The sequence below is a fragment of the Pseudoalteromonas sp. SG43-8 genome (assembly GCF_014164245.1).
Taxonomy (GTDB): Bacteria; Pseudomonadota; Gammaproteobacteria; order Enterobacterales; family Alteromonadaceae; genus Pseudoalteromonas; species Pseudoalteromonas distincta.
On record NZ_JACJEX010000003.1, the window covers coordinates 64,806 to 77,733 of the forward strand.

Sequence of the window (12,928 nt, forward strand, 5' to 3'; positions counted from 1 at the left end):
TTTCAAACCAATACCGTCATCTACTTTAAATAACACATAAAAAAGCCCCGCTTGTTTTTACACAAGCGGGGCTCCACACTAATTTTTTACTCAAAAATAAAAGCGCCGATACTGCGGGCGCTTTGCATCATTGAATATAATTACTTTAGCTTACTGATTAACTACGCTTTTAAGCGGATTAATCGGCTGTGCGTTATCGTCTAGTATGTTCATATCAAAATCGAACTCATCTACACGAATCGCTTTTTCACGTTTGATGTTGTAATCAATTAACTGAACGTGTTCAGCTTGCGTGATTACGTTTGCCGCTAATGCGTTATCAAGTGTAATGTTAAAACGTGCACCTGGCTTAATTACTTTAGCACGTAATGCTTTTTTAACTTTAGCCAGCTCGCCAAGTGATGCCATTTTAGCTTTGTAAGCTTGCTCATTAATATGATGGCCATCGCCCACTACTGGTTTAACTAAATGCGTGATTTGCGCTTTAAATGCGGTATCTAGCTGAGCTTGCTTAGCTAGTTCGCGGATTAAATCGTCGCTAATTTTTGGCATTTTAGTTGAGTAGTTCATTGTAATGAAACGAATAAACTTACGTGTACCACTTGCAGGGAAGTTATCTAAAAACTTATGCAATGCTTCTTCAGCACTTTGTAGTGCAAAACGAGTCGCGTAATGGAAATACGGCGCTGCTTGCTCACGGTCACTACTTGATACTTTTTGCTCGTAGTATTTAATTGATGCCATAGCTGCATATAAGAAGCTCATTACATCGCCTAAACGTGCCGATAGCATTTCTGCTTGTTTTAACTTACCGCCAAGTACCAGTAACGAAAAGTCTGCGTACACTGCAAGTTTTGCAGATAATTTATGTACTGCTTTTTCGTAGTCACGTACTTCTGGTAATTCAGAATTAGCACTTGCTGTAAATGGTAAAACACCAAGGCGGAAAGCACGTAAGCTGTTTGCTGTGCTGTAGCCGATTGTTTTACGCAAAATGCCGTTAAATTCTTTATCTGCGCCTTTGTCTTCACTGTGAATTGACTCAACCATAGATTGTAAATATGGGTGACAACGCATAACACCTTGACCAAAGATCATTAGGTTACGTGTAAGAATGTTCGCGCCTTCTACCGTAATGGCAATCGGCTGAGCAACATAACCGCTTGCTAATGTATTTTGTGGACCGTTTTGAATCGCTTTACCTGCTTGAATATCCATTGCTGAATCAAGCACGTCGCGACCAAGCTCTGTCATATGGTATTTAGCAATTGCGGTTACTACTGATGGTTTTAAACCCATGCCTAAGCCTTCAGTTGTAAGTACGCGCATTGCTTCTTGTAGGTATGTTTTACCTGCAATGTCGGCTAGTTTTTCTTGAATACCTTCAAACTGACCAATGGCTAAACCAAACTGTTCACGCACTGCTGCGTATTCAGATGCTGATTTAAATGCAACTTGTGCTGTACTAACACCTAGCGCAGGTAATGAAATACCACGGCCAGCACCTAAACAGCTAACCAGCATTTGCCAACCACGGCCGATGTTTTTCTGTCCACCAATAACAAAATCTATTGGTACAAATACTTTGTTACCACGTGTAGTACCGTTGTAAAAACGAATACCCATTGGGTCGTGGCGATTACCAAGCTCAACACCTGGGTGCTCTTTAGGAATAAGTGCACAGGTAATGCCTAGGTTTTCTTTACCACCTAGCAGACCATCAGGGTCAACTACTTTAAATGCTAAACCAAGTACGGTAGCAATAGGTGCAAGTGTAATGTAGCGCTTGTCCCAGGTAATTTCTAAACCAAGGACTTCTTCGCCGTTGTACATACCTTTAGTTACTTTACCAACATCAGGAATACCACCTGCATCAGAACCCGCTTCTGGGCTTGTTAATGCAAAACATGGAATGTCTGTACCATTTGCTAGGCGTGGTAAGTAATGTGCTTGTTGTTCTTGCGTACCAAAGTGAAGTAATAACTCACCTGGGCCTAACGAGTTAGGAACCATTACGGTTACCGCAACTGCTGAGCTTTTAGTCGCAATTGTGCCAACAATGGTAGAGTTTGCATAAGGGCTAAACTCTAAACCACCAAACGACTTAGGAATGATAAGCGAGAAAAAACGCTCTTTTTTCAAAAACTCTAAGATGTCATTTGGTAAATGAATGCCGTTTTGAATCACTGAATCGTCAATCATGCCCAATAACTCTTTTACTGGACCGTCTAAGAATGCTTGCTCGTCTGCGCTTAATGTAGCAGCAGGTACGTCGCGAAGTGCACTGAAATCAGGTTTACCTTGGTAGATAGAACCTTCAAGCCATACATCACCCGCGTCTAGCGCTTCTTGTTCTGTGATAGAAATACTTGGTAATACTTTTTTTAGTTTTGTACGTAAACTCATGATTGAACTCATCCGACCAGCTAAATAATACCTACATTACGTCATAAAAAATCGTTTAGATCAATTACTCTATTCAATTAATTAACAGTTTTTTCAATTTATTTTCTTTACCTGAACGTAAACTGTTGAAACACAAAGGCTTACAGTTGTACGCTGAAAAAAAGTATTTTGACTAAAATGATGAATAAAACAGCAAAAATCCTAGCGCTGTATCTATTTTCTGATGGGCATAAAAAAACGCAGCACAAATAGGCTACGTTTTTATTCAATTTATAGAGGCTACATTATCAGTTAATCTAACTAAAACTACTTAAATTTAAATCACATTGTATAAGCGCTTCAGTTAGCAACTTTAACAACTTGTTTGCCGGTAAAACCACCAGCAAGTTGTTTATTAAGCGCTTGCGATACTGACTCAGCACTAAAGTCTACGGGCGTTATTTCTGGGTATTTAATGTCGCCACTAACAACTCCTTCAAGTAACAGGTTGCCCATAAAGCTCAAGCGTTGTTGTGCGCATAAACTATTAGCAAGCCATGCACCACCAATCGATACAACGCTAATATTCGGCGCTCGGTGATACATTAAGTCTTGATCAAAACAAGGTAGCGGATTTAAGCAGGCAATACGTCCGCAAAAACGCATTAACTCAATATTACGCTGAGTACACTCACCACCTATCGTATCAATAACCGCATCAAAGCCTTGCGGGCCAAGTTCTCTGCGGATTTTTTCGCATAGCTTTTTATCGCTATAGTCAAAAACCACATCAGCGCCTAGCTGCTTAACCAATTTATGGTTACGCTTTGATGCGGTGGTAAATACATCTGCACCACGCTGTTTTGCATATTGAATAGCAAACTGCCCTACCGCTCCGGCTCCGCCTTCAATAAAAATAGTATCGCCTTCACTAATGCCTATTTTATCTAAGCTGATAAGTGCTGCCATACCGGCGCATGGAAGTGTTGCTGCTATGGCCGGATTTAAACCGCTTGGCACAACCGACACTGCAAAGTTAGGTACTTTGGTGTATTCGCTCAAAGCACCTTGCTCACCAATGTTGGCATGCCACATAACCCGCTGGCCAACATTTGGAAACACACCTTTATTAGCTTTAACCACAACACCTACGGCATCTAAGCCTAAAATGTGTGGATACTGCCACTTACAAAAGCCTGTTTTAGCAAATTGACCATCAACTGGATTTAAACCAACGTACTCTACTTTTACAAGCAGCTCGTTATCTGCACAGTCTGGAACAGGCAGCTCAGCATCCGCTAAGTCAATTGCTTCATTTGGTTCTGGCAGTACAATAGCGCGCATTGTATGCGGGATAATGTATTCATGTAAATTTTCAGTATTTGGCATCAATATAACTCTACTTATTAGTGTCGTTTAACGCATAACTCCATTGGCCATTAAATGACTGGTAAGCATTTACTTTGGCAAGCAGTGAAGAAATTGTTGTTTCAACAGCATTTTCTTGTGCTATTAAAACATCCTGGCGCGCATCTAACAACTCAAGGTAAGGAATTTGACCTTCTTCATACATTGCTTGTGCTTGTAAAAATGCTTTATTAGCAAAGTCATAGCGCTCATCGGCAAAGCGTTTTTGCTGTGCCTGATTGACCAACAATTGCAGTGAAAGTTCACTTTCACTTAGTGCACTTAATACCACTTGTTGATAATCGCTGTATGCGGCTTCACTTAAAAACTGCTGTGCGTCGCGCTGTGCTAATAATGCTGGGTAGCTTAATAACGACCATTGTAACTGCGGCGCTACTTGCCACTGCTGATCGGTATTTTTTAAGCCTGTGCTGTCTATACTCACAACCCCTGCAAATGCAGATAAGCTAATATCTGGTAATAACGCTTTGCTAGCTGCAACACTTAAACTATTTGCTTGGCTAAAGTCAAACAGTGCACGGCCAATATCTGGACGTAAGGCAATGGCATTATTAGCGTTTTTTAGTGCTACGCTAAAGTCACGTTCAAGCACGCCTTGCTCGTTTTCAATAGCAATATTTTGCGCTAGCTTACCGCTTAGTACTGCAAGAGCAGATAAATCGCTGTATTTTGCATACTCAATAGCAGGCATTAATGCTTGTTGCTGCCTAAGCTGCGCCATCGTACGGTTTAAATCAAGTTCGTTTGCGACACCTTCGTCAACACGGGCTTGAAGAACGTCAATACTTTGCTCAAGCGCTTCAATTTGAAGCGTAACAATGTGTTGTTTTTCAACATTGCCTTGATAACTTACAAAGCCTTTAACAACTGACGAAACTACTTCAATTTGTAATAAGCGTACTTGCTCTGCTTGGCTCATGGCTGATGCATTTGCAGCATCAACCAACGCTGTTATGCGACCAAATAAATCTAGCTGCCAATCAAGAGCAACATTTGCACTTGATTGGCGGTCAAACACGCTTGGTGCATCGCTTCGAGCTGCGCCAACATTTACGCCACCTTGCGGAAGGTACTGGGCTTTTTGCTCTCCTAGTCGCGCTAATGCACTTTTAAGTGTTAGCTGGCTTGTTTGCAAATTATAGTTATTTGCAAGCGCACCAGTAACAAGCTCATTTAGTTGATCAGAATTAAGCTTTTTCCACCAGTTTGTTTCATCAGCAACGCTAACGTTACTAGCAATATTAGCTTTGGCAACAAATTCGTTAACGGCTTTTTGCTCGCTCATGGTGTCTATTTTACTCGCACACCCGGCTAAAAACGCAGCGACTAATACTGCACTGGCAGTCAGACTTGTTTTAAGTCTTTTTTGCATTAATTTAGTCATGAGTATTCTCCTGCGCTTTCTCTTTTTTGTTAGTCACTAACATATAAAATACCGGCGTAAACAATAGGCCAAACACGGTTACACCTATCATCCCTGAGAATACTGCGTTACCCATTGCGTGTCGCATTTCGGCGCCTGCACCGGTGGCAAGTACTAACGGTACAACACCTGCTGTAAATGCAATTGAGGTCATTAATATTGGGCGCAAGCGCATACGACATGCCTCAAGTATTGCCTCTAAGTGCGATAAGCCTGAGTCGTGTCTATCTTTTGCAAACTCAACCATCAATATCGCATTTTTAGAAGCCAACGCGACCAGAACTATGAGCGCTATTTGGGTGAATATGTTGTTGTCAGAGCCAACAAACCACACGCCCAACAAGGCTGAGAAAATAGTCATTGGTACAATTAATATAATTGCCAGTGGTAAACGTAAGCTCTCGTACTGCGCTGCAAGTACCATAAATACAAGTAATACAACTAACGGGAATACATAAACCATGGTGTTACCGGCAAGTACTTGTTGGTACGTTACTTCAGTCCACTCATATTCAATACCTGTTGGTAGTGTGTCTGCGAGTACTTTTTCAATAGCAACTTGTGCTTGATCAGAGCTATAACCTGGCGCTGGGCTACCATTTAGTTCTGCACTTGGGTAACCGTTGTAATGCATAACACGGTCAGGACCAATTGTTGGTGTTACTGTTAATACAGAGCCTAAGGGCACCATATTACCTGAGCGATTACGTACTTTTAAATTAAGTATTTGATCAGGGTCTAAGCGGTAGTCAGCATCAGCCTGTGCATTTACTTGGTACGTACGGCCAAACATATTAAAGTCATTTACGTACACAGAGCCTAAATAAATTTGCAGAGCATTAAATACTTCATCAAGTGGAATACCTTGAATAAGCGCTTGCTCACGGTCAATATCAATATCCATTTGTGGAACTTGGATACGGAAACTTGAGTACAGGCCCATTAATGCAGGGTCTTGTTGCGCTTTACCAATAACGGCTTGCAGGCTATTAAATAGTGCTTCAAAACCTTTGTTAGCTCTGTCTTCTATTTGCAGTTTAAAACCACCGGTAGTGCCCAAACCTTGAATTGGCGGCGGTGGAAATACCGCTACAAATGCCTCATCAATGGCAGCAAAACGTTTATTCAACTGCGCCGCTATCGCCATCGCTGATTGGCTCGGGTCGGTACGTTTGTCAAAGCTTTCAAGTGGTGTAAATACAATACCGCTGTTAGGGCTATTGGTAAAACCGTTAACCGATAAACCTGGGAATGCAACAGTATTTGCAACGCCTGGTACTTCTAGTGCAATTTGTTGCATTTGAGCAAGTACGTCTTCAGTACGATCAAGGCTTGAAGCGTCAGGTAACTGCGCAATAGCCACTAAATACTGTTTATCTTGCTGCGGAATAAAGCCACCTGGTACGGTATCAAATAACTTAATTGTGCCGCCAACAAGTGCAATGTAAGCCACCATTACAACAACGGTCATACGGATTAGTTTTTGTACCAGTTTTTCGTAGCCTTTTGCACCACGATTAAATACGCGGTTAAATGGTTTAAATAACCAACGACCAAACAATTTATTAAGTAAACGCGTGAACGCATCTGGTTTTGCATCGTGCGATTTTAGTAGCAATGCAGCAAGCGCAGGCGATAACGTTAATGAGTTAAACGCTGAGATAATCGTCGAAATTGTAATCGTAAGGGCAAATTGCTTATAAAACTGACCTGATAAACCGGTAATAAACGCAGTAGGAATAAATACAGCACTTAGTACTAATGCAATGGCAATAATAGGGCCTGTTACTTCGCTCATTGCAACGCGGGTTGCTTCAAGAGGCGATAAACCATTTTCGATATTACGCTCTACGTTTTCAACAACTACAATCGCATCGTCTACAACAATACCTATGGCTAATACTAAACCAAACAACGACAAGGTGTTAATTGAGACACCTAACCACTGCATTACAGCAAACGTACCAATGAGTGAAATAGGCACGGCAATTAACGGAATAATTGATGCACGCCACGTTTGTAAAAATACAATAACAACAATAACTACCAGTACAATTGCTTCAAGCAACGTTGCAATTACCGCGTCAATTGAGCCGCGAACAAATACCGTTGGGTCGTACACAATGTCGTATTCAACACCGGTAGGGAAATCTTTAGATAAGCGCGCCATTGTTTCGCGTACTTGATCAGAAAGCTCAATAGCGTTTGAACCTGGGCGTTGGAATATTGGCATTGCAAGAGCTGGTTGGTTATCAAGCTCTGCACGCAGTGCGTAAGTGTCTTGACCTAAATCAACACGGGCTATATCAGATAAGCGCGTTAACTGACCTTCGTCGCCTACTTTAATAATAACTTGTTCAAATTCTTCAATACTGTTTAAACGACCTTTAACGTTTAACAATATTTGAAATTGATTGTCGTTTGAAATAGGTTGCGCGCCTAAGCTACCTGCAGCAACTTGCTGGTTTTGCGATCGAAGCGCTGTTACTACATCTGTTGCTGTTAATTCGCGTGCAGCAAGTGCATCTGGGTTAAGCCATACTCGCATTGAGTATTTACCGCCACCGAATAAGCGAATATCACCTACGCCTGGTAAGCGCGCAATTTCATCTTTAATGTTTAAATCAGCATAATTAGATAAGTAAGCTGTGTCGTGCGTTTTTTCAGGTGAATATAAATGCACCACCATGGTTAAATCGGGTGATGACTTTTCAGCCACAACACCTAAACGTTGTACTTCTTCTGGCAAGCGTGGAAGTGCACTGTTTACACGGTTTTGAACTTGTACTTGAGCACGGTCTAAATCGGTACCTAACGCAAAGGTTACCGTTAGTGTCATACGGCCATCACTGGTACCTTGCGAAAACATATATAACATGTTTTCAGTGCCGTTAATTTCTTGCTCCAGCGGTGTTGCCACTGTTTGCGCAATAACGGTAGGGTTAGCACCCGGGTAACTTGCAGTAACAACCACTGTAGGAGGAACTACTTCTGGGTATTCACTTACTGGAAGTTGGAATAGTGATATGCCACCAGCAATTAAAATAACCAACGATAGCATGGCCGCAAATATTGGGCGCTGTATAAAGAAATGCGAAAATTTCATCAATAAACCTTATTGCTTAGCCACAAGTTGTGCGTTGTCGTTTGACAATGTAAATGCCACACCGCTTGTATCAATTGTTACTGTTTGAGGAGAGATTGGCATACCAGGACCAACGCGAGCAGGACCATTTACTGCGATTACATCACCTTTGCTAAGGCCTGAAGTAACCGCACGTAATGCACCGTAACGCTCACCAATAGTAATTAGTTTGTATTCAAGTACGTTGTTTTCGCCAACGGTTAATACAAAACGATTTTTAAGGTCGGTACCAATTGCACGCTCAGGAATAATAACTTTTTCACTCACTTCATTAGCCGCTAACTTAATGCGTGCAAATGAACCAGCTCGAAGTTGATTACTATCTTCATCAAATACTGCACGTACACGTAATGTGCCCGTTGATGAATTAATTTGGTTATCAATAAAGTTAATGTAGCCTTTGTATGCAAAATCACTTTGACCAACTTTTTGCATTACAACAGTTTGATGGCTCGCAGCAGTAACATCATTAAAAGAGCTATTCCATGTGCGTTCATCAACATCAAAATAAGCGTACATAGCTTGGTTTGAAACAATCGATGTTAATACGCTTTGACCCGCAAGTACGTTATTACCTTTAGTAATATTTGCACGAGAAATAATGCCGTCAATGGGTGATACTACTGACGTAAATTCTAAATCAAGCTCTGCTGAAGTAAGTTGTGCTTGCAGTGCAGAAAGCTGTGCTTCGCGTTGGCGCAGTGTTGAAGTACGCGCTTGTGCTTGCTCAGTTGAGATTGCCTTACGGTCTAATAAGCGTACAGCACGTTTGTCTTCACTTTTAGCTTGTTCAAGTGCGGCTTCTGCACTTTTAATTTGTGCTTTTAAGCTTGCAACAACCGCTGCAAATGGGCGTGCATCTAATTGAAATAAAACATCGCCTTGCTTAACCACGTCGCCTTCTTTAAATTCAATGCTATCGATGATTCCTGATACACGCGGCATTAAAGCAACTTCTTGTGGAGACTCTAAACGAGTTGTATATGTGTGCCAGCTTTGTACCGGCTTAACAAGCACCTGTGCTACATCAATTGGTTGAAGTTGCTGTGCAGGTGCTGATTGAGCTGTGCTCTCATCAGCACAACCCGCAAGTGTTAAAGATGCCGCAGTAAGTGCAGCAGCAATTAGATGTTTGTTCATGAAGACGCTCCATTGTTGATTAGCCTCGCATAATACGGATTAAACCCGTGTGTAAAAACCATAGATTTTTAAATTCATTAATGCCAAAATGGCATCAATAGATTAGTTAAGGTGTAATAATGGATACAACAAGTCGACTTTTAATGTTACTTGAAGTAGTTGAGCAAGGCTCTTTTGCTAAAGCTGCAGAAATACGCAACATAGATCGCTCTGTTATATCTAAACAAATTAGCCGTTTAGAGGATGAGTTAGGCGTTAGGTTACTTAACCGAACTACCCGTTCATTTTCGCTCACAGCGGCAGGCGCCGAAATGATCAAAAAAGCCGCAGAGCTTAGAGAGCTGCTCGGCGAAACCGTGCGCATGGCTGAAAACTACCATTTAGAGCCGCGCGGCGTTTTAAAAATCACTTCATCAACACTTATTGGTCGTCGTTATTTACAACCTGTACTTAATGATTTTCAAAAACGCTTTCCGCAAGTAGAAGTTGAACTGCGCTTAGACGACAGATTAGTAGACATAGTCTCTGAAGGATTTGATTTGGCTTTTCGTGTAGGAGAGCCTAAAGACTCGTCACTTATTGCACGTAAAATAGCGCGTAATCGATTATTAATTTTAGCTGCGCCACAGTTTATTGAAACTTATGGTATGCCAAAAACAATGGAAGAGTTAGCGAAATTACCAGCAGCAAGCTATGCCAGTAACTCTATTCGAGTAGAAACAATTGATTATTACGATAGTAAAGGTGAGCGCTGCGAGCAAAAAATAAAAAGTGTGTTTCGTGCTAATGATGCCGAGTCATTGTTAATGAAAACATTATCGGGTACAACTTACTTTGTCGCCCCTGCATTTATTATTGGTGATGAAGTAATACAAGGTAAGTTAGTGCCTTTATTGACCGACGTAAAACTGATGGAGTTTAGCGCGATGTATGCCGTATATCCGCATCGAGATTTACCAGTAAGAACTCGATTATTTTTTGATGCTGTGCGCGAGCATTTAGGAAAAGATAAACCGATTTGGGAAAACGGCATCCCTAACTTTGAACAAATGTACTAAATAGCACGACTTACGCAACAACTGCCTGGTAATCATTTTCTTTTTTAAACTTACAATACACTTTATTGCGACCAAATTGCTTTGCTTTGTATAACTGTTTATCTGCTTGGTTTACAAAGCTTTCCAATGAATTGGTACTTTTAAATTTTGCGACACCAATACTGGTTGTAACATTGATTGCAAGGCCGTCAATGTCGAATGTGGTATTTTCAAAACGTGCTCTTATTTGTTCAGCGGTTTTCAGCGCGGCCTCATCATTTTCAAAAGAGCTAAATAAAGCAAACTCCTCACCGCCGACTCTAAATACATACCCTCTTCCCAGCATAACTCTTAATAAGGTAGCCACTTCGACAAGTACTTGGTCACCCACACCATGGCCATACTCATCATTTACTTGTTTAAAAAAATCTAAATCAAGTAAGAATAAATATAACTGTGACTTATCTTGTAGTTCTACTTCAAAGTAGTGGTTCATTGAAAGGCGATTGCCTGCCCCCGTTAGTGGGTCAAGTAACGCTAAATTTTTAAGTCGCCTTGAAAAGTGTGAACGACTTCCTTCAAAAACATGAGAAATCGCCCAAATACTTAAATAAGCACAGAGTAGATTAAGAGATAAGTTAAAAGTCTCAAAAGGGGCAAGAGTAGACTGACTACCTAAAATAAACACTTGGATCACTAATAAATTTGCAGAGAAAATTACACCATATTGTTTACCCAATAGTAGGTAGTACAAAATAGGTAATGCAAACGACCATACATACACACCGTTACGAGGCGACGCCAAAGATGTGCCCAAAATAACGATGAATGTGATAAGTGCGCACATTACAACGGATTGCCAAAACTGTAATGGGCGGCGTTTAAGTGAAATATAAGTAAATATACAATAAATAGAAAAACAGATTTCGATATAGCCTAGCAATGGAAAATTATTTACGGTCAAATTAACACTCGCAAATACTAGCGATAAAAAACCAAAACAAAGACACATCCCTCTCAGGACGTCCTTTCTTAATGATTTAGTGCTATTAAGGGCCGCTATATCCATTCTAATCACTTAATAAAAATAAAAAGTAAGTTTAACGTGAAAATACAATTTAACAAGCTTTGTTGCTCTAAAACCATGTAAACAAACCCTTTTATTGGTGATTTAGGGACACGTTTGGTGTTTTTGTTTACAAATTAGTTCTAAAAATTAACCACCTAACATAGATAAATTAGTGGTGATGCCCGTATTACCTTGATGCAAAAGATGAGTTGGCTTTTTAGTTTTAATATAACGAGATAACAATGCCATTAATTCACTATTCGAACTGTCGTTCATATATTCTCTTAGCGAAATACCCTCTTCAGAAAACAAACACAAGTGCAGATTTCCTTTTGCTGTAACCCTTAGTCGATTACAGGTACTACAAAAGTCGTTACTGTAAGGCATTATTAAACCAATTCTGCCTTGATAATCAGGATGAGCAAACTCTTGAGCAGGACCTGCTGATGCACTACGCGCAACTTGCTGCCAGCCCGTTTGTAGTAGCTGAGTTTTTAAAACTTGCCCAGAAACATGGTTAGCATCAAAAAAGGCTTTGTTGTCGTTTGTTTGCATCAATTCTATAAAGCGGATGGTGACGGGGCGGTGTTTAACCCAATTTAAAAATGTATCAAACTCTTTTGCGTTGTATTGCTTCATCAGCACGCTGTTTATTTTTACTGAATCAATACCCGTTTCAAGCGCAGTATCAATACCTTTCATTACTGAGGTAAATTTGTCATGCCCAGTAATGGTGTTAAACATGCGTGAGTCTAAACTATCAATGCTTACATTAATGGCGTTTAAGCCTGCATCTACCCAGTCATGAATATTCTTATGAAGAGAAAAACCATTGGTGGTCATTGCAATTTTTTTTATGCCCGCAAAATCTTTTGCCGCGCGAACAACATCTATAAAGTCTTTTCTAAGGGTTGGCTCTCCGCCAGTGATCCTTACTTTTTCAATACCATGGTGTGCAAACGCTTTAAGCGTGTTGCTAATTTCATCAATTGTGAGAAAGCCACGGTCGTGACCGCCCTGATAACCATCTGGTAAACAATAAACACACTTAAAATTACATACATCCGTAATAGACAAACGTAAGTAACTAAACTCTCGCCCTGTTGGGTCGATTAGCATAAATAAACCTTAACTAATATCAACACGTAATAACAACCTGATACCAATTTGCAATAATACTTAATCGTTTAATTAAGCGAATTGGTATAAACAACGCTACATATTGATACATAAATAATAATTACATAAATATATTTAATAACTTAAAGGGGCAGCCTAAAGCATACCCCTTTAATTATTTT

The 12,928-nt window shown here is 40.4% G+C and carries 8 protein-coding genes; 1 reads left to right on the top strand and 7 read right to left on the bottom strand.

Translation table 11 applies throughout. From position 1 onward, the window contains the following. Positions 1 to 150 precede the first annotated feature (150 nt). From H5122_RS07920 to H5122_RS07940, 5 genes are all read right to left on the bottom strand, one after another. Complete coding sequence (locus tag H5122_RS07920; protein WP_182681625.1) at positions 151 to 2,406, bottom strand: acyl-CoA dehydrogenase; 2,256 nt, start codon at positions 2,404 to 2,406, stop codon at positions 151 to 153. 339 nt (positions 2,407 to 2,745) lie between these two features. Continuing rightward, positions 2,746 to 3,774 carry a zinc-binding dehydrogenase gene (locus H5122_RS07925; RefSeq protein ID WP_182681624.1) on the bottom strand — a complete coding sequence of 343 codons (1,029 nt, stop codon included), beginning with the start codon at positions 3,772 to 3,774 and terminating at the stop codon, positions 2,746 to 2,748. A 10-nt stretch (positions 3,775 to 3,784) separates the two neighbouring features. Continuing rightward, on the bottom strand, positions 3,785 to 5,197 hold the full coding sequence (locus H5122_RS07930; protein WP_182681623.1) for a TolC family protein: 1,413 nt from the start codon (positions 5,195 to 5,197) through the stop codon (positions 3,785 to 3,787). Then, the gene (locus tag H5122_RS07935) at positions 5,190 to 8,342 is read right to left on the bottom strand and encodes an efflux RND transporter permease subunit (RefSeq protein WP_149593041.1); all 3,153 of its coding nucleotides are present in this window, start codon (positions 8,340 to 8,342) and stop codon (positions 5,190 to 5,192) included. Before H5122_RS07935 ends, H5122_RS07930 begins: the two co-directional genes overlap by 8 nt. A gap of 9 nt (positions 8,343 to 8,351) precedes the next feature. Beyond that, the gene (locus H5122_RS07940) at positions 8,352 to 9,521 is read right to left on the bottom strand and encodes an efflux RND transporter periplasmic adaptor subunit (RefSeq protein ID WP_149593042.1); all 1,170 of its coding nucleotides are present in this window, start codon (positions 9,519 to 9,521) and stop codon (positions 8,352 to 8,354) included. A 119-nt stretch (positions 9,522 to 9,640) separates the two neighbouring features. Between H5122_RS07940 and H5122_RS07945 the strand changes: the two genes are divergently transcribed. Beyond that, positions 9,641 to 10,579, top strand: a complete 939-nt coding sequence (locus H5122_RS07945; RefSeq protein ID WP_182681622.1) for a LysR family transcriptional regulator — start codon at positions 9,641 to 9,643, stop codon at positions 10,577 to 10,579. Positions 10,580 to 10,589: 10 nt separating this feature from the next. On the opposite strand, the gene H5122_RS07950 is transcribed toward H5122_RS07945, so the two are convergent. Next, positions 10,590 to 11,627: a GGDEF domain-containing protein gene (locus H5122_RS07950; protein WP_182681621.1), complete on the bottom strand. Its 1,038-nt coding sequence runs from the start codon at positions 11,625 to 11,627 to the stop codon at positions 10,590 to 10,592. Between the two features lie 147 nt (positions 11,628 to 11,774). Next, the gene (moaA, locus tag H5122_RS07955; protein ID WP_182681620.1) at positions 11,775 to 12,746 is read right to left on the bottom strand and encodes a GTP 3',8-cyclase MoaA; all 972 of its coding nucleotides are present in this window, start codon (positions 12,744 to 12,746) and stop codon (positions 11,775 to 11,777) included. Positions 12,747 to 12,928: the final 182 nt, after the last annotated feature.